The following is a 16,993-nucleotide window of genomic DNA, read 5'->3' as shown; positions in this document are numbered from 1 at the left end:
CCCGCTGCTACACACGACTAGGCTGTCGCCGCGTTGATGGTTGCCTCGGTGAGCGCACCCGCTTCGAAGCCTGCTTCGGTGAGGATCTCGAGATAGGTGCCGTCGTCCATGAGCGACTGCAGTGCAGCCTGCACGGCCTTCGTCATGTCGCTGTCCTTCTGGGTGGCGAAGCCGTAGGGCGCTGCGTCGAACATCTCCCCGACGACATGCAGCTGGTCTCCGAGCTTGTCGACCGCGTCGATTGTGACGGGAAGGTCGGCCGAGAAGGCGTCTGCCATACCATTGACGACCGCGTTCGTCACCTCGGGCTGGCCCTCGAACGGCAAGATCTCGATGGCGTCCTTGCCTGCGTCCTTGCATTCCTGATCGCGGCGCGGCATCTCGTCGAGGTGCTGGACGGTGCCGGTCTGCACAGCGACGGTGAGACCACACGCGTTATCGGGATCAACCTCAGTGCCGGCTGGCGCAGCCCACTGGCTACCCGCGTTCAAGAAGTTCACGAAGTCAACCGACTGTTGCCGCTCAAGCGTGTCGGTGAACGAGGAAGAGCCGAGGTTGACGACGCCCTCCTGGATACGCGGGATGATGCTGTCGAAGCCGAGGATCTCCCACTCAGGGGTAAGCCCAAGCTTTGCGGAGACTGCTTCGGCGAGATCGACGCCCCACCCAATGGGTTCGCCCTTGTCGTTCTTGTACTCGTTCGGCGGGTACTCGGCGTCGGTGCCGATGAGAATGGTGCCCGCCTCGCGAATATCTTCCGGGAGGAGCGCTACCGCTGCCTCGTCGGGCTTGATGGTCGTTGACGCATCGACCTTGTCGCCGTCCGTGCCCTCCTCAGCCGCGTTGTTCGTGCATCCGGTGAGTACCAGGGCCGCCGCCGCAGCGAGGGCGGGAAGTGCGTAGCGAATCTTCATTGATTCCTCCTTGTATGAGGTGGGGTGTTCAGTCATTGAAACCTCGATGCCGAGTGTAGCGAGCTACGCGGCTTCGGATGTAGCCAGAGTACCTATCCCGCTCCATACGAGGACTGGATCAGCCGGTTTTGTTGTCGAACTGTGTCTGGGATCTCGGATACCGGGAGTGTCAAAGCTCGGATCGACCAGAGCCGTGGCTTCATAAGTTCGGGCACATCGTTGGCGGTGCCTGCCGAGTAAGGCTGCGACTCTGCAGGCACCGCGATCTACACTTCCCGGCGAGCTAGTTCCCCACGTGTCGCAGACCGCGTCGTACGAGCAGCACCGCCCCGCTCACGAGCGCAGCCAGCGCAACCATGATCCCTGTCGAAGGGCCGGTTCCACCGGTCTCGGCGAGTTGCCGCGGCTCCGTCCCAACCGTATCCTCCGCTGGCTCGCTGACCCCGTTGCGTCCCGCTTCACCTGTGCTCCCTAGAGACCCACTGCCGTTGCCGCTAGCACTGCCGCCGCTGTCGGTACTGCCGCTGTCGGTACTGCCGCCGTCGCTAGTACCGCCGCCGTCGGCACTGCCGCCGCCGCTAGTACCGCCGCCGCTGTCGGCGTCCTCGACGCTTCCCGGTTCCGCGTGATCGGTCGGGGTATGCACAATATCCACCCATGAGGCCGGATCCTCCGCACTCACCACCCGATACGTGAACTCCGCGCTATCAAGCGCCACAATCGGGACCGTCCGCTCAAACAACACCGCACCGGCAGGATCCTTCGCAGCAATCCAACGCACCAACGCACCGTCAACCTCGCGCATCTCCCACGCACCCTGCATCTTCGGGGAATCATCCAGGTTGAACATCGTGAACGTGCCATCAGCCTTGAAATAGGCGTTCCCCACAAAGTTCATCGCACGCGGATCATCAAGCGCGACCGGCGCACCATCCTGATCCACCGCTCCCGTGGTCTGCCACGGCGTCGCAGCAAGCGCCACAGCGGCTTCGGTCTCCGAGGCGGTGACGACCGCGGCGCTCTGGACTGCACTCCCGGAGGCCATAGCTGGTCCTGCCGGCAAAACGCAGATCGCGAAGGCGACACAGGCCGAAGCGATCACGGTGTTTCGTGTGTATTCGTGAGATTTGTTCTTCAAGAGCACTTCCTTCTATCTATATACCGGTGACGGTGTCTGCCTGCGCTGAACGGCCTCGCTCACTCAGTTTTAGGCCCGAGAACCACGCAAAAACCGGGTGAGAACCCGCACATCAATCGATCAGTTGAACCGGGAACCGCCGCTCAGATGCCTGTGAGATGCGCATCCAGTTCAGCTGCAATGGCCCAGTAGCCGTTTGCCGCGGCAAGGTCGCGCGGCGACGTGCCGCCGCCATCCGCAAGCGAGGGGTTCGCGCCCGCGTTGAGGAGCATGCGCACCGCAGCGAGGTGGGCATCACCACCTGTTCCGAGCACGATAGCCTCGTGCAGTGCCGTCCATCCAAGGTTGTTGATGTGGTCGATCGGCACCCCGGCATCGATCAGCATTTTCATCGTGCTGAGGTGCGCGTGCTCAGCGGCCGGTATGAGGGCTGTTCCGCCAAAGCGGTTGACGGCGGTGACGTCGGCACCGTGTTCGAGCGTGAGCCGCAAGATTTCGTCTAAGCCCTCGGCCCCCGCGTACAGGAACGCCGAGTCTCGCATATCGTCTTGCGCGTTCGGGTCGGCACCGGCCTCGAGGAGGGCCCGCGCAATCTCGACCTGGTTCGCCTTCGTTGCCGATACTAGAGGGGTGCGCCCTGCTTCTCCTGTGGCTTCAAGGTCCGCCCCATGGAGGATCGCAGAGCGCACTCCGGCGAGATCCGCTGCCGCCGTCGCGTCTCGCAGCGCGACAGTCGCCGCGGCCTTTTCGGCCTCACTCGGGGGCTTGGGGGGATCTGCGGGGATGGGCGCCGCCGGCTCCCGCGTTTCTCTCGGCGGGGTGGGCCGGTCGTCGCCCGAGGTAGGCGCACAGCCAGCCAATACGCATAGCGCCAGCACGAAGGCAAAGGTCCGGATGATTGGCCGCGGCTGCCGCTTCGTCATGGGTACTCTTCCCGCGCGTCAGACCGGTGTGGCGTGGGTCACCGACACCTCGTTCTGTCCAACGAACGCTGTCCCAGGGTCTCGCCTCGGCGCAGGTTACACATCAACCGATCGGTTGAGGCTTGAACCGGCCCCATGCTGGATACTGAAGGCGATGGATCCTCGCGCTTCCCCACTGACTGCCGGCCCCGACAGGCCGCTCACAGCGATGCATATCGCCGTGGACCTGGGATTTGGCATCTTGATGGCCGTGAGTGTCTTCCGGTATTTCAGTAATCACCCGTTCGACGGAGTCGGGGTGTGGGCGCTCGCGCTTGCGGTGGGGTCGACGCTTGCCTACGCGGCCGCGGTCCTCGGCGCCGACCGGGGGAAACGGCAGACGATCGGGATCCTGACAGCGACAGCGCTCTGGCTGCCGCTGGCGGTCATCGCGCCCTCCTTCAGCTGGTGCGCCTTCGCACTCATCTTCGCCGTCTATCGCGTGCTGCCGAGGCGTCAGGCGACGGTCACGAGTGCGGGCATCGTTGTCACGGTCAGTACGGGACTGCTCATCATGTCCGACGGGCAAGATCTCGGGCTGGTTCTCGGCCCCTTCTTCGGCGGGATCGTGGTGTCCACGGCATACGTCGCGCTTGATCGTACGCTCGAGAACCGACGGCACCTCACCGACGAACTCTTGGCCACCCGGGAACAGCTCGCCCGCACGGAGCGAGATGCCGGAGCGCTCGCCGAGCGCGGCCGCTTCGCGAGCGAGCTTCACGACACTGTGGTGCAGCGCACCGCAAGCGCCCTCTTGCTGCTCGAGTCCACGGATGAGTCACGGGACCGCGGTGACGCGGCCATCGCCGAAGTACGGGAGGTGCTCCGCGAAGCGCTCGTGGAGACTCGGCAGCTGCTGCACGGTCTCCAGGCACCAGCGGAACAGGAGTCGCTCAGCGCTGCCCTGCGCGACCTCGCGCACTCGCACGCAGCAGAGTTCACGGCCGTTGGGGAGGACCATGCGGTCGAAGCCGATGTCGCGCACGCCCTGCTCCGCGTCACACAGGAGGCGCTCGTCAACGCGGGAAAGCACGCAGATGCTCGCACGGTGCGAGTCACACTGACGTTCTTTGATGATGCGGTCGGGGTGGACATCGCAGACGATGGCCGCGGTTTCAACACCGAGCAGGAGCAGCCTGTCGAGGCCGGCTACGGTCTCCGAGCGATGGCGTGGCGGATCGAAAACTTGGGTGGCCGCTTCACCCTGGAATCAGCAATCGACCAAGGCACGGTCATCGCGTGCGTCGTGCCGTGCGTAATTCCGGAGGATTCCCGCGCATGATCCGCATCCTGCTGGTTGATGACCACCCCGTGCTCAGGCACGGGATCCGTGCGCTGCTCGACACGCAGCCCGATTTGGAGGTGGTCGCCGAGACCGGGGAAGCCGACGAGGCCGCTTCGCTCGCGCTCGCAGAACGCGTTGAGGTGGCGCTCGTCGATCTCGACCTCGGGCAGGATCGAGCTGACGGGGTGGCTGCGACGAGAGCAATCCTCTCGGCGCACCCGGCGGCACGAGTGATCGCGTTCACCGCGTTCGATTCAGACTCCGACATTGTTCGCATGACCGAGGCAGGTGCGATCGGCTATCTCCTCAAGGACAGCCGACCGCAGGCGCTCTATCGGGCTATACGCGCGGCCGCCGCTGGCGCACCCGCAATCTCCGGTCCGATCGCAGCACGACTCCACGGTCGCCAGCAGCATCCCAACGAAACACTCACTGCACGCGAACTCGCCGTCCTCGAGTTGGCTGCGTCAGGGCTGTCGAACAGGGATTTGGCGCGGAGGCTCCACATCAGCGAGGCGACCGTGAAGACCCATCTTCACCACGCATTCACGAAGCTGGGGGCGGAGAATCGCCAGAGCGCCATCGCGATCGCCATCAAACAGGGACTCGTCAGGCTCTGACAGGCGCCGAGCGCAGGGTCCCGCGTGTCCCGCGCTCGCTACCCACCGAGCACACGCAGAACTGATGCCGCCGCGCTGTGCCCTGCGTCTTCGGCGACCTGCCTCGCGGTCCGGCCGTCGTCGCCCACCGCAGCCGGATCGGCACCAGCCCGCAGCGCGAGTGCCACTGCATTCGCGTCGCCCGCCGATGCACCTGCAAACAGGGCCCGGCCAGGTACTGCGGGGGCGGGTGCGTTCAGCGCTTCCAACACCGCGATCTGGCCGGGGAACCCTCGATGATGCGCCATCTGCAGCGGCGTCATGCCTTCGCTACCCGACGGCGTATTCAGGCTCGCGCCTCCCGCCACGAGCACCTGCAACGTCAGGTGGTAACTCGGGTCATCGCGCCCCAGGATCACTGCCTCGTGGAGCGCCTGATAGCCCAGCCTGTTGACATGGCTGGAGTCGATGCCGTTGCGCAGCAGGATTCCTGATACCTCCCAGTGACCGCGCTCGGCGGCCCGGATCAGTCCCGTACCGTTCCAGCTGTCGAGGTCGGTGAGGTCCGCGCCGTGTTCGAGGGTGAGTTCGAGAAGCTCGGATCGCCCCTCGCTCGTGGCGATGAGATACGGCGACTGCATAGTCTCATCTTGTGCGTTCGGGTTTGCTCCCCACTCGATGAGTCGCTCAGCTGCTCTAACATCGTTGACCCAGGCAGCGTCGCGGAGCTGCTGGTCGAGGGCGCCCTGCGCGAGGCCGGGGTTTTCTGGGCCCGGTTGAGGCGTTGCAGAAGGCTTGGCTGCCGCCGCATCGGTCGCGCCCGACGTCACCCGTTCCGGCGCGCTCGATGGCTCGGGCGCGCAGCCGCTCAGCAGTACCGCGCTCCCGAGAAGCAGCGCAGTGAAACGCATATTCGTGGTTGTCCGGCAGTCAGTCATCCAACTCAGCCCCCTGCAGTTGCGCGGGCTCGGTGCCCGGTCTCATCTGCCAGCGTATGAAGTGACTGCCCCAGCCACATCAACCGATCGGTTGAGCCCGGCCCACTACCGGGGCACGCGGCACGACAACCCAAAAGCCCCTGACTGCAGTGAATGAACACGCAGTCAGGGGCTTTCGTTGTGGCGGAGGATGGGGGATTTGAACCCCCGAGGGCGTGAACCCAACACGCGTTCCAGGCGTGCGCCATAGGCCGCTAGGCGAATCCTCCATGTTTGTCGAGCGAACTCAACCAACGCGGATAAGTCTAGCGTGTTCGCGGGGCGCCGTGCGCCACCACCCCCACAAGGGCCGTGAAACCCCGACATTCCGCCGGAAATCCGGCGACCGAACGACGCGGATGCGCCCCGATCTGGCCAGCCAGCGTCCCCGGAAGGACGCAGAGCGCGCTCCCCGGAAAGCTGAGAAAACGTGCCCGAGCTTGAATGTAACGGAAACGTAACGCATACTAGAAAGGTTGCTGGCCCACCGGTCTTGCAATAATCAACGTTTTGGAGTCTCTGAGTGCCATCACCCGCCAAACCCTTTGTGGTCACGCTTGTAGCTGCTGTGACCTTCGCACTGGGAGCAGCGCCAGCCGGCGCAATCGAGACCGAAGACTTTACGGCAGCTTCAGCTGCGCCGACTGTCTCGCTCACCACACAAGCTTTGAACACTGAGACGGATACCTCTCCGCTCGTTCCCATCAGCTCCGTCCTTGCCGAGGCCGAGAGCAAGCACGCTGACGCCGTGCACAACTTCGATGTCGAGGCAGCTATCGCCGCAGCGACGTCAGAGCTGGGCACGAGCCGCGCCACCGGCTGGGGAGCCCCCGGCGAGTGCATCGTCTCGGCCCAGCGCTGGATCCGCGCAGGCAGCGGCGCCTGGACCGGCGGTGGCGACCCCGTCGCGAACTACGCGGGCGCACTCCGCCTCTCCCCCAACGAGGCAGTTGCCGGCGACATCATCCAGTACGAGCACATGCAGTTCCCGACCTCCTGGGTCTCCGGCGTGCACACCGTGCTGGTGACCGGCGTGAACGATGACGGCACCTACCAGATCATCGAGTCGAACGTTCCGACCGGATCGGGCTACGTGCAGGCGCACGAGTCGTGGGTTCCCAAGCCGCCCGCAGGCTTCCAGGCAGTCGCCTGGCGCTTCTAGGCAGTCGCCTGGCGCTTCTAGGCGCTGAGTACCCGCTCGTACAACCCCACCATGCCTGCGGTCTGTGCTGACTGCAGCAGCCGTCCGCCAACGTCCTCCGGCACGCGGTGCACTCCCGGACGCTCGGAGATCCCGGCGACCGCTTCCCGCAGCACAGCCGCAAGTGCCGCGACACTTGCATCTCGCGCGAGCCATGCGGGCTCCACAGCAAGGTCGGCCGCGATGTTCGGGTCGCAAAAAATCGTCGGGGTCCCGAGCGCCGCAGCCTCGTACGGAGTGAGACCCTGGGTCTCAAACCCGATCGAGGTTTGCACGAGCGCATCCGCGTCGCGCATCGCGGCGAGCGCCTCCTCGTAGGGCACAGGACCCGCGACGCGCACGCGATCCCGCAGGCCGAGCGTCTCGATCCGCCGTTCGACCTTCCCGAGCAGCAGCCCGGCCCCGTGCAGGGCGACGTCAGCGTCGATCCCCGACTGGCCGAGCGCCTCGATAAACTCGAGCACGCGCTTCTCGCCGCTCATGCGGCCGAGCCAGACGAGCCGTGGCCTGGTGCGTGCGCTCCGGGGAGCCGCGCGAACAGCGCCGATAAGCTCGTCGTCGACGCCGCCCTGGGTCACCTCGACACTGCGCGCAACCCCGTGTGCTTCGAGCGTCGTCGCAAAGTGCCCGGATGGCGCGGTCACGAGTGCGGCACCGGCAGTGAGCTCTGCGAGGTACCGCCAGGCGCCAGTGTCGCTCTCAGCGACCTGCGCGCGCGCGACCGCGGGAATCCGTCCGACGGCGATCCGCCGCCAAGCGCGCAGGCCAGCGAACGCGATGGGTGCGAGCGGGGTGACGGCACGCGTCCCCTCGTCAACGTTGTTGTGCATCGTGAACGCGACCGGCAGTCCGTGCCGTTTCGCTGCGCGGAGGCCAATCATCGCGCCCCAAAAGTCACCCTGGATGTGCACGAGATCCACCGGCGGCGCCCCCGCGGCTTGGCGGGCGGCGAGCGCCCGATCCAGCGCGCGATCGGTGCGCTTCCCCGGCCAACTGATGCCGTACTCACGGTCCTTGGTGATCGGCATCGACGGGAGGTCGATGTAGGCGTCGCGGTCGGCCGGCGTCGGCGCGTAGCCCGCGCGATGCAGCGCGGGAGCCGCGATGCTCACGGTGTGGCCCGCGCGCTCGAGAAAGCGCCGCTGCAGCCGCAGGGCGACCTGTACGCCACCGAGCGACTCGGGGTGCTGGTCGGTGACGATGAGGATGTGCATCGCGCGCTACGCGGCTGGAGCGCCCCGATAGAGGGCTTCGAAGGTGTCGAGGGTGGTATCGATATCGTGCGACTGCACGGCGGCCAGCGAGGCCTGCTGCATCCGTTCGTACTCCGCGGGATCCGCCGTGAGCACCTTCTTCAGTGCCTCAGACAGCTCGCGGTCGTTCCCCGCCTGGAACAGATAGCCGTTCTCGCCGTGGTGCACCAGGTGCGGGAGCGCCATCGCGTCGGCGGCGACGATCGGCAGGCCAGAGGCCATCGCTTCCATCGTTGCGATCGACTGGAGCTCGGCGATCGAGGCGATGGCAAACACCGTGGCCTCGGTGAGGTGACGGCGCAGCTCGTCGTCACTCACGCGGCCCGTGAAGTGCACGCGTCCGGTGAGCCCGAGCTCGGCGACGAGTTTCTCAAGGTTCTTGCGCTGGTCGCCGTCGCCGACGATGGTGAACGTCGCCTGCAGCTCCGGGTCGAGGCGGGCGAGCGCCCGGATGATGACGTCGATCTCTTTTTCGAGCGTGACGCGGCCAACGAACACCAGTTTGTTCTGTTCGCGCGGACCGACCACTGCCGTGTAGTCGCTCGCACGGAGCCCACAGCTCACCGGCTGCACTCCGCGCCGATATGTGTTTCGTTCGAGGAAGTCTGCCGCGCGCCTCGTCGGCGTCGTGATCGCTGCGGCGTTGCGCAGCACGCGGTCGGCGTCGCGCCAGCCCCAGCGCACAAACAACCGCTTCGCCCGCTCGGGGAGAAGCGTGAAATCGAGCACGTTCTCGGGCATGATGTGGTTGGTCGCGACGATCCGAATGCCACGCTTCGCGCCCTCGCGAGCGAGCCCGCGACCGATCACCAGGTGGGACTGGATGTGGATCACGTCGGGCTTCACCTGGTCGAGGATCTGCCTGGCGTAGTGCCGTGCTCGCCACGGGAGCACGAACCGGAGCCAGTCATGCGGGTACCAGCGCCAGCTGGCGAGCCGGTGCACCACCATACGCTCGCCCTCGATCGTTTCGATCGACGCGCCCATGAGCCGGTGTTTCTTCGATGGGGCGGCCACATGGACGTCATGCCCGCGACGCACCAGTCCGGCGGCGAGCCGCTCAGCGAAACGCGCAGCACCGTTCACATCTGGGGCGAACGTGTCGCAGCCGAGCAGTATGCGAATCGGGGCGTTGTCGGGTTGTTGGGTCACGGGGTGCTGTCGTCCTTTAATACATAGGGGTCGGCGAACAAACTCAAGTGTATTCTGCGCTTCCCGTGTTCTCGCAGTGGATCGCCGCTCCCGCGAATCCGCGGAGCCCTGCGGCTTTCGCGCAATCGGTGAGGTACTTTTCCACCGGGTGAAATGCAACCCACCGGTCTACGTTCTGGCGCTTATCGCCCCAGCACACGAACCTAGTACGGTGCCCAGTTTCCATTCCCCAGCCGCCCACATCATCGGAGATCGCATTCGCGACGCACGTCGAACACGTGGCCTCTCCATGGACGACCTGAGCGAACTCGCAGTAGTGAGCCTGACAAGCATCGGCAAAATCGAGCGGGGCGTCCAGAGCCCCTCGGCCGAGACGCTCGTGCGCATCGCCACCGCGCTCGACGTCGATGCCGGGTCATTCATTCGCGGGATAACGGCAGACCATTACGGTCGGCGCTCGCACCAGTTCACCGCGCGTGACTTCATTCGCGAACAGCAAGCGCGGACGGGCGGTGGACCGTCCGCGGACGCGCAGACAGTCTCTGACGCCGACGGGGACACCGCCAACGACGATGTGCGCCGTTCAGCGAGCTAGCGCTCGTCAGCCTCACCGTCGAGCACCGCGTCCTCGGCGACGTCATCGAAAGTCCGATCGCGGTTACGCCACGCGTAGATACTCTCCGAAGCTTCTTCGCGCGGCTTCGACAGCAGCAGGATCGACAGCGAGACACCGATGAGCGCGGCGAGCACCGCAGCGATGATGCCGGACATCATCATCGTGAAGCCGAGAGCCAGGCCGAGCGCGTACAGCGCAGCGAACGGCACCACAAAAAACAGCAGGCGCAGCACAATGTAGGTGGTCCAGGCTTTGCGTTGTTCACTCACAGCGCCGAGTCTACCGAGGCAGACTGTGCACTCTCTCCCCTCACCCGGAGGGTTGCCGGGTAGCATGAGGGCATGGTCAGGTTTATCATTATCGGCGCTGTCATCGCGGTAGCGTTCACACTGTACTCGTTGGTTGACGCCGCGATGACTGACCACTCACGCGCTCGCGGGGTTAGCAAGCCAGTCTGGATCGTCATTATCGTGCTGCTGCCAGTCATCGGCGCGGTGCTGTGGCTGATGATCGGCAAGGGAAGCCCCACCTCGGGTCCTGGCACGCAGAAGCATCTCGCGCCCGACGACGATCCACGGTTCACCGGCCCTCAGCTCAGCGATGCCGAACGCGAATCGCTCCGCGACCTTGAGGCGCGCCTGAAGGAGCTCGACGACGAGACCTTCCCCGGCGAGGAGCCCCGGAAGCCGCGGCCCAGCGAGGACCAGGATCAGGACCAGGACAAGACACGGTGAGCGCGGGGCCAGCTCCCGCGTCAATCTTCGCAGTAGAGCTCCTCGCTGAGCTCATTCGCCGAGGTATCTCCGATGTTGTGGTGTGCCCCGGGTCACGGTCGCAAGCCCTCGCGCTCGCGGCCGCTGCTGCTGAGGAGGCCGGAGCTATCCGGCTGCATGTTCGTGTCGACGAACGATCCGCCGCGTTTTTCGCGCTCGGTCTTGCCCGCGAGACCGGTTTGCCAGCCCCCGTCATCGTCACGAGCGGCACCGCGGTCGCGAACCTCGCACCGGCAGCGCTCGAGGCGCACGAGGGCCGGGTCCCGTTCATCGCACTCACTGCGGATCGCCCGGCCGCGCTGCGCGGTACGAGGAGCAACCAGACCACGACCCAGTTCGATATGTTCGGCAGCGCCGCGCGGCTCTCGCTCGACGTTGCGCCACCGACGTTCGGCGTCGACGGCGACATTGGTCGCGGCCCCGCGCAGGATCCGGGACGACTGGCGGCGCGCGCGTTCTCAGCAGCCCGGGGGTTCCCTGGGGACCGACCGGCGGGGCCGGTGCAGCTCAACTTGCAGTTCGTCGAGCCACTGTCGGGCACCACGGGCTTCGAACAGATGATCGCCGCCGGCTTCGCGGCAGCCGGCGAAGAAGGAGCCACTGCCCGCGAGAACATTGCGGCCAACGCCGCGGCGGCGCCGGGATCGGCGTCGCGTTCGGATGGCGAACGCTTCCAGACGTTCCTTCCCGATACTGACGGCGGCTACGTCCACCGCGATGACGCCCTCGCCGTGGTCGTCGCAGGCGCCGGTGCCGGCGATGAGGCCGAAGCCTTCGCGCGCGACGCAGGCCTCCCACTACTCGCCGAGGTCGTGAGCGGCTCCCGCTTCGGCCGCGAGGCGATCACCGCGTACGCAACACTCATCGACGACCCCGAGATCGGCGGGCTCACCGAGCGCGCGATCGTGTTCGGGCACCCAACGTTAACCCGCCAGATTCCCGCGCTGCTTGGGCGCGATGACGTCGAGGTCATAGTCGTCGACCCACACGCCGGCGACCAGTACGCCCCAGTCTCGGGCGCACGGGTCGTACCGTCTGCCACGATCGCGGCAGACCACAATCCACGCGTGCACCGTCGCTGGCTCGGCGTCTGGGTTGCCGCCGACCGCGAACTCCAGCGGGCGCGCAGCACCGTCCACGAGCCAGACCTCGACGCCGCACGCGAGACCGGATACAAGGAACGCAACGCCTACGCGCGCGCCGAGGTCGCTGTGAAGCGGGAACCCATCTCCCGCGAGCTGCTCGTCGAGACCGTCTGGCGCGCCACGTGGCCACACGACCGGCTCGTCATCGCCGCGTCTCGCCTCGTGCGGGTGCTCGATACGCTCGCCCCAGCCCGGAAACTCACGGTGCACTCGAACCGCGGACTCGCTGGCATCGACGGCACCGTCGCAACCGCCATGGGTGTGGCCGTCGCGAGCCAGGTCGATCCTGACCCGGCGCGCGCCGCCGGCACCACCCGAGTCATCATCGGCGATCTCGCGCTGCTGCACGACGCCGGCTCGCTCCTCCTCTCGGACGACCCCGAGGTGCGACCGAGGATTCAGCTCGTCGTCGGCAACGACGGCGGCGGTACGATCTTCGACAACCTCGAGGTGGCCGCGACGACCGCCCCAGGCGCCTTCACGCGGGTCATGCGGACGCCCAAAGCCGCGAACCTCGAATCTCTCGCCGCCGCCTACGGCTGGGAGTATCACCGGGCCGCCACCCGCGGCGAGCTCGAACGGCTCTTCACCGCTCCCGTGACGGGCCCCACACTCGTCGAAGTGCCGATCGGCGAGGTAGCGTCAGTCTGATCCGCCGCCGCTGGGTGCGGCCCCGAGGCCTGTTGCCCCCGGCCCGCAGGCCCTACAGTTGCTGTACGGCGACGGCTGCCACCCGGCACCCGTGCGAGCCTATGACGGGGGACGACATGGCGAACGAGTTCTGGGACAGCGACGTAGCGACCCTGCTGCGCGTCGGCGAAGGGTGCACACTCAGCGGGATCGACCCCGGTTCGACCCCGGGGACAACGGCGAATAAGAAAGCGGGCCAGGCTGAGCTTGCGGCGGCAGCGCACGAGCTACGCGAACTCCAAGAGCGACTGTTCGCACAGAGCCGCGCGGGTGCACCGGATCGCGTGCTCGTCGTGCTGCAGGCCATGGACGCCGCAGGCAAGGGCGGCATCGTCAACCACGTCTTCGCCCAGCTCGAACCGCACGGCCTCGAACTCACCGCATTCAAGTCACCGACCGAGGAGGAGCTCTCACACGACTTTCTGTGGCGCATCGAACCTCGCGTCCCAGGGCCCGGCGTCATCGGGCTCTTCGACCGTTCACACTACGAAGACGTGCTCATTCAGCGGGTGCGATCCTTCGCACCGGCTGAGGAGATCGAGCGCCGCTACGGTGCGATCACCGCGTTCGAGCAGCGCCTCGCCGACGAGGGCGTCCACATCGTGAAGGTGATGCTGCACGTCTCACCTCAAGAGCAGGCCGAACGTTTGAGCGACCGGCTCGCAGATCCCGCGAAGCACTGGAAATACAATCCGGGCGACGTCGACGAGCGGAAGCTATGGCCGGCATACATGGAGGCCTTCCAGACCGCAATCGACCGCAGCAACGCGCCACATGCGCCCTGGTACGTCGTGCCGGCCAACTCGAAGTGGTACGCGCGGGTCGCGGTGCAGCGCATCGTGATTGGCGAGCTCGAACGGATCAACCCGCAGTGGCCGGCGGCAGACTTCGACGTCGTCGCCGAGCAGGCCAGGCTCGCCGAGACGAGCGAGCTGCGCTGGCCGTAGGGTCCCTGCCCGGCCATGCCGTCCTCTCTGCCCCGAGTCTTCCTTTCCGAGCCTTGTGCGTGCGTTGCAGGAGTCGCACAGGATAAAACGGGTCGGAAAGGATGCTGCGGGGACTCCGGGGGCCGACACGCAGCTGAGGGCACCCAGTTGCTGTCAGCGGTTTCGCGGCCCCCAGTGGGGCCGCAGCCAACTGGCTCAGGTGTCGTCCGCGACGAGTTCAACCTTGAACCCCGCGGCGTTCTCGAGCCATCCGGCGTAGTGTTCAGCACCTCCAGCGTGCGGATAGCGGTCTGCATATAGCTCGCGCCATCCCCTCTGCTTGGCTTCCACCATGAGTGCATCGACGCGGTCGCCGGATCCTGCTTTGAAAGCGATGTGGTTGACCCCTGGCCGTCGCCGATCCTGCATCGGCGTTGACAGATTCGGAGAGGTCGTGAGCGTCAGGTATGCCCCACCGGCTGCCCAGGATTGACCCTCTGCCCACTCGCTCTCGAGGGTGAATCCGAGACCGCCGAGCAGCCACCCCCACTCATCGCGTGCTTCAGCGATGCTGGAGAGCCATACTTCGACATGATGAATTCCGGGCACCCCCATACTCTCAGCTGGCCGCTTCGGCGCAACCCCGGACGGCCAGCTTCATCCCGCCTGCCCGGGTTTTTCTTGGCTGAGCCTTGTGCAGGCTGTGCAGGACTCGGACAGGATAAATCGGGTCGTTTGGGGTGCCCGAGGGTCGGGATCGCGGGCGCGGGCGCGGCGATAGGCAGGCCCAGGCAAGCGAGCGGGCAGGCGACGCGAGGAGCGCAGCGGCTAGCGCGCGAAGGCATCGGTGATCGGGCGGAACTTCGAGACCGTCTCGCCAAGCTCGTGCTGCGGGTCGGAGCCCTCGACAATCCCGCCGCCGGCCGTCGCGACGAGTGTCCGCTCGCCTGATGCGTCAGGTTCACCGAGCTGCGCGCAGCGGAGCGCGATCACCCACTCCCCGTCGCCAGCTGCGTCGATCCAACCGACGGCACCCGAGTAGCGGCCGCGGTCAAACGGTTCGAGTTCGGCGATCATCGCGACCGCGTCGGCGGTCGGGGTGCCGGCGACCGCGGCGGTGGGGTGGAGCGCATTCACGAGTTCCAGTGCCGTCGATTCGGCGCCGAGCGCTGCCCCCAGGTCGGTCGCAAGGTGCCAGACGTTGGGGAGCTGCAGGGCGAACGGGGCATCGCTCGTGCGCAACTCTGTGACGTGCGGCGCGAGCGCGGTCACGACGCTTTGCACGGCAAAGTCGTGTTCGTGCTGTTCCTTCGCAGAGCGGAGCAATTCGTCCCTCGCCGCCCGGTCGCGAGCCGCATCTTCCGAGTGGCGGCCGCGGGTGCCAGCAAGCACGCGTGCCGAGACGGCGCCGCTCGTGGACCGGACGAGCGTCTCCGGGCTCGCGCCGATGAGGCCGTCGACGGCAAACGTCCAGCAGTCGAGGTAGCGTTCGCTCAGCCGGTCCAGCGGGATCCGCAGATCAGCGCCAGCCTCCAGCTGACCCCCGATTTGGCGGGACAGCACGACCTTCTCCAGCTCGCCGGCAACCACCCGCGCCGTCGCATCCCGCACGCCGGCGAGATAGGCGTCGACGTGGCTGCCGCCGGCCGAAATACCAAACTTGGGTCCGTCCGACCCGCCCTCGGGCAGCCGCATCGCTACAACCTCAGGCGCGAGCAGTCCGACACCGGCCCAATCGGCCGCGGCGAGTTCACGAGGTTCGGGCAGCACAGAAGCGGGATCAGTTGCCCCAGCAAGTGCGCTGTTCTCGCCCGGAAGGGTCACTTCCGTCACCCAGGCCATGTCTCGGTGCCGGTGAATGAGGAGCTTCGGAACGATGAGGACGCTCTCGGAGGAGCTTTCGTCTGCGAAGGCGAAGGTGCCGAACGCGACGAGGCCGGAGCCTGGCATACCGACCGGGTCGTCGACCGTGGAAGCGGCGGCGATCTCTCGCCATACTCGCGATGCCTCTGTATACCGGTCTGGGCCTGCAAATCGGAGCCGCAGCGCCTCACCGACGCCGACGCAGCCGCGATCGCCACGGTTCCAGAAGAGCGGGAATTCGGGGTCTGCGTAGCTCAGCAGATTCGGCAGTTCGGGCAGCGCCCTCGTCACCGCTTGCAGCGTCGGCACGTTACCCACAGGTCCCCCGGTCACATCGGTAATCACCATCCCAATCTACTCGCCAGCAACTGCATGCATTCACAGAGGTACAACCGGCTACGATGGAACGGTGACTCGACCAGACACCACGACCAAGCATGCGACGGACGTTTCTGCCATGTTCGATGAGGTATCCCAGAAATACGATCTCCTCAACGACGTGCTGTCGGTCGGTAACTCCCGCCTGTGGCGCATTGCGACCACTCGCGCTATCGCACCCCGCAAGGGCATGCGGATCCTCGACCTCGCCGCCGGCACCGGCACGTCGTCGGCAGCGCTCGCAGCGCACGGCGCGCACGTCACCGCCGCGGATTTCTCTGAGGGCATGCTCGCTGAGGGCCGCCGCCGTAACGCCGGCAATGACCTCATCGACTTCGTCTGGGCAGACGCAACGCAGCTGCCGTTCGAGGACGACAGCTTCGACGCCGCAACTATTTCGTACGGCCTCCGCAACGTCTCCGAGCCGAAGCAGGCGCTCGCCGAGATGGCGCGCGTGGTGAAGCCCGGCGGACGGGTCGTCATCGCCGAATTCTCTCAGCCTCCGGCTGGTGCCGTGAACTGGGCGTACACGCAGTACAACCGGCACGTTCTGCCACGCGTCGCAGGTGTTATCAACCGCGATGCTGCCGAGGCGTACAAGTACCTCAACGAGTCGATTGAGACTTGGCCGGCGCAGGAGGAGCTCGCAAGCTGGCTCCGCGAGGCGGGCCTGGAGCGTGTCGCATACCGTAACCTCACGCTCGGAATCGTAGCCCTCCACCGCGGGTTTGTACCGCGCGCAGCCAAGCCAGCGGTACCCGCAGCAGCGAAGCCAGCACAGTCGGCAAAGGCCGCTGCCACGAAGCCCGCTGACGCGCAGCCCACAGACGAAAAGTCAGCGGAAGCGAAGCCGGCCAGCCAGAAGCCCGCGGCGAAAAAGACTGCAGCGAAGAAGCCTGCCGAGAAGAAGCCTGCCGCGAAGAAGCCCTCGACGCAGTCGGCCGACGCACAGCCTTCGCAGAAGAAGGCTGCGGCAACTAAGCCGAAGGCGAAGGATGCAGCCGACGGCACACAAGCACCCGCCGCAAAGAAACCCGCAGCGAAGAAGCCGGCCGCGTCGAAGCCCAGCACCCCGAAGACCGAGACGAACGAGCGAGGCCACGAGTGATCCGCCAGAGCAC

General features: G+C 66.3%; 17 protein-coding genes and 1 tRNA gene. 8 read left to right on the top strand and 10 right to left on the bottom strand.

The window, feature by feature from the left end; all coding sequences use genetic code 11:
- Window positions 1-17: 17 nt before the first annotated feature.
- From AUL38_RS09950 to AUL38_RS09940, 3 genes are all read right to left on the bottom strand, one after another.
- Window positions 18-914 carry an ABC transporter substrate-binding protein gene (locus AUL38_RS09950; RefSeq protein ID WP_059061653.1) on the bottom strand — a complete coding sequence of 299 codons (897 nt, stop codon included), beginning with the start codon at window positions 912-914 and terminating at the stop codon, window positions 18-20.
- A gap of 283 nt (window positions 915-1,197) precedes the next feature.
- Window positions 1,198-1,959, bottom strand: a complete 762-nt coding sequence (locus AUL38_RS09945) for a DUF4822 domain-containing protein (RefSeq protein WP_059061651.1) — start codon at window positions 1,957-1,959, stop codon at window positions 1,198-1,200.
- A 236-nt stretch (window positions 1,960-2,195) separates the two neighbouring features.
- Window positions 2,196-2,975, bottom strand: coding sequence for an ankyrin repeat domain-containing protein (locus AUL38_RS09940; RefSeq protein ID WP_059061649.1), 780 nt, complete (start codon window positions 2,973-2,975; stop codon window positions 2,196-2,198).
- A gap of 154 nt (window positions 2,976-3,129) precedes the next feature.
- Between AUL38_RS09940 and AUL38_RS09935 the strand changes: the two genes are divergently transcribed.
- Window positions 3,130-4,296 carry a sensor histidine kinase gene (locus AUL38_RS09935; RefSeq protein WP_059061647.1) on the top strand — a complete coding sequence of 389 codons (1,167 nt, stop codon included), beginning with the start codon at window positions 3,130-3,132 and terminating at the stop codon, window positions 4,294-4,296.
- Window positions 4,293-4,919: a response regulator transcription factor gene (locus AUL38_RS09930; protein ID WP_059061645.1), complete on the top strand. Its 627-nt coding sequence runs from the start codon at window positions 4,293-4,295 to the stop codon at window positions 4,917-4,919. Before AUL38_RS09935 ends, AUL38_RS09930 begins: the two co-directional genes overlap by 4 nt.
- Before the next feature lie 38 nt (window positions 4,920-4,957).
- On the opposite strand, the gene AUL38_RS09925 is transcribed toward AUL38_RS09930, so the two are convergent.
- Both AUL38_RS09925 and AUL38_RS09920 read right to left on the bottom strand, forming a co-directional pair.
- Window positions 4,958-5,809, bottom strand: coding sequence for an ankyrin repeat domain-containing protein (locus AUL38_RS09925; RefSeq protein WP_059061643.1), 852 nt, complete (start codon window positions 5,807-5,809; stop codon window positions 4,958-4,960).
- A gap of 208 nt (window positions 5,810-6,017) precedes the next feature.
- A tRNA-Ser gene (locus tag AUL38_RS09920) sits at window positions 6,018-6,105 on the bottom strand.
- Window positions 6,106-6,443: 338 nt separating this feature from the next.
- Between AUL38_RS09920 and AUL38_RS09915 the strand changes: the two genes are divergently transcribed.
- The gene (locus AUL38_RS09915) at window positions 6,444-7,037 is read left to right on the top strand and encodes a lipase (RefSeq protein ID WP_235590681.1); all 594 of its coding nucleotides are present in this window, start codon (window positions 6,444-6,446) and stop codon (window positions 7,035-7,037) included.
- A gap of 17 nt (window positions 7,038-7,054) precedes the next feature.
- On the opposite strand, the gene AUL38_RS09910 is transcribed toward AUL38_RS09915, so the two are convergent.
- Both AUL38_RS09910 and AUL38_RS09905 read right to left on the bottom strand, forming a co-directional pair.
- The gene (locus AUL38_RS09910; RefSeq protein WP_059061641.1) at window positions 7,055-8,290 is read right to left on the bottom strand and encodes a glycosyltransferase; all 1,236 of its coding nucleotides are present in this window, start codon (window positions 8,288-8,290) and stop codon (window positions 7,055-7,057) included.
- Window positions 8,291-8,296: 6 nt separating this feature from the next.
- The gene (locus AUL38_RS09905; RefSeq protein WP_059061639.1) at window positions 8,297-9,481 is read right to left on the bottom strand and encodes a glycosyltransferase; all 1,185 of its coding nucleotides are present in this window, start codon (window positions 9,479-9,481) and stop codon (window positions 8,297-8,299) included.
- A gap of 211 nt (window positions 9,482-9,692) precedes the next feature.
- On the opposite strand from AUL38_RS09905, the gene AUL38_RS09900 reads away from it, so the two are divergent.
- Window positions 9,693-10,076 (top strand): helix-turn-helix domain-containing protein, encoded by a 384-nt coding sequence (locus AUL38_RS09900; protein ID WP_083506764.1) that lies wholly within the window; start codon window positions 9,693-9,695, stop codon window positions 10,074-10,076.
- Here AUL38_RS09900 and AUL38_RS09895 read toward each other — a convergent pair.
- Window positions 10,073-10,366, bottom strand: a complete 294-nt coding sequence (locus AUL38_RS09895; RefSeq protein WP_059061636.1) for a DUF4229 domain-containing protein — start codon at window positions 10,364-10,366, stop codon at window positions 10,073-10,075. The genes AUL38_RS09900 and AUL38_RS09895 overlap by 4 nt on opposite strands.
- 72 nt (window positions 10,367-10,438) lie before the next feature.
- On the opposite strand from AUL38_RS09895, the gene AUL38_RS09890 reads away from it, so the two are divergent.
- From AUL38_RS09890 to AUL38_RS09880, 3 genes are all read left to right on the top strand, one after another.
- On the top strand, window positions 10,439-10,831 hold the full coding sequence (locus AUL38_RS09890; RefSeq protein WP_059061634.1) for a PLD nuclease N-terminal domain-containing protein: 393 nt from the start codon (window positions 10,439-10,441) through the stop codon (window positions 10,829-10,831).
- Entirely contained in the window at window positions 10,828-12,666 is a 1,839-nt protein-coding gene (gene menD / locus AUL38_RS09885; protein ID WP_235590680.1) for a 2-succinyl-5-enolpyruvyl-6-hydroxy-3-cyclohexene-1-carboxylic-acid synthase, read from the top strand. Before AUL38_RS09890 ends, menD begins: the two co-directional genes overlap by 4 nt.
- 116 nt (window positions 12,667-12,782) lie before the next feature.
- Entirely contained in the window at window positions 12,783-13,652 is an 870-nt protein-coding gene (locus AUL38_RS09880; protein WP_059061632.1) for a PPK2 family polyphosphate kinase, read from the top strand.
- A gap of 195 nt (window positions 13,653-13,847) precedes the next feature.
- Here the strand turns inward: AUL38_RS09880 and AUL38_RS09875 are convergent, their stop codons facing one another.
- On the bottom strand, window positions 13,848-14,240 hold the full coding sequence (locus AUL38_RS09875; RefSeq protein ID WP_059061731.1) for a VOC family protein: 393 nt from the start codon (window positions 14,238-14,240) through the stop codon (window positions 13,848-13,850).
- Between the two features lie 219 nt (window positions 14,241-14,459).
- Entirely contained in the window at window positions 14,460-15,842 is a 1,383-nt protein-coding gene (locus tag AUL38_RS09870; RefSeq protein ID WP_059061630.1) for an isochorismate synthase MenF, read from the bottom strand.
- A 61-nt stretch (window positions 15,843-15,903) separates the two neighbouring features.
- On the opposite strand from AUL38_RS09870, the gene AUL38_RS09865 reads away from it, so the two are divergent.
- Window positions 15,904-16,980, top strand: a complete 1,077-nt coding sequence (locus AUL38_RS09865) for a class I SAM-dependent methyltransferase (RefSeq protein ID WP_083506762.1) — start codon at window positions 15,904-15,906, stop codon at window positions 16,978-16,980.
- Window positions 16,981-16,993 lie beyond the last annotated feature (13 nt).

Source organism: Leucobacter sp. G161, from assembly GCF_001482305.1.
In the GTDB taxonomy this organism is placed as follows: domain Bacteria; phylum Actinomycetota; class Actinomycetes; order Actinomycetales; family Microbacteriaceae; genus Leucobacter.
Note: the sequence above shows the minus strand (reverse complement) of the source record. Positions and strands in the feature narration are given on the sequence as shown.

Coding starts and splice junctions, on each gene's coding strand:
- AUL38_RS09950 (WP_059061653.1), bottom strand. CDS start 914: ATGAAGATTCGCTACGCACTTCCCGCCCTCGCTGCGGCGGCGGCCCTG.
- AUL38_RS09940 (WP_059061649.1), bottom strand. CDS start 2,975: ATGACGAAGCGGCAGCCGCGGCCAATCATCCGGACCTTTGCCTTCGTG.
- AUL38_RS09945 (WP_059061651.1), bottom strand. CDS start 1,959: ATGGCCTCCGGGAGTGCAGTCCAGAGCGCCGCGGTCGTCACCGCCTCG.
- AUL38_RS09925 (WP_059061643.1), bottom strand. CDS start 5,809: ATGCGTTTCACTGCGCTGCTTCTCGGGAGCGCGGTACTGCTGAGCGGC.
- AUL38_RS09880 (WP_059061632.1), top strand. CDS start 12,783: ATGGCGAACGAGTTCTGGGACAGCGACGTAGCGACCCTGCTGCGCGTC.
- AUL38_RS09930 (WP_059061645.1), top strand. CDS start 4,293: ATGATCCGCATCCTGCTGGTTGATGACCACCCCGTGCTCAGGCACGGG.
- AUL38_RS09910 (WP_059061641.1), bottom strand. CDS start 8,290: ATGCACATCCTCATCGTCACCGACCAGCACCCCGAGTCGCTCGGTGGC.
- AUL38_RS09870 (WP_059061630.1), bottom strand. CDS start 15,842: ATGGTGATTACCGATGTGACCGGGGGACCTGTGGGTAACGTGCCGACG.
- AUL38_RS09890 (WP_059061634.1), top strand. CDS start 10,439: ATGGTCAGGTTTATCATTATCGGCGCTGTCATCGCGGTAGCGTTCACA.
- AUL38_RS09935 (WP_059061647.1), top strand. CDS start 3,130: ATGGATCCTCGCGCTTCCCCACTGACTGCCGGCCCCGACAGGCCGCTC.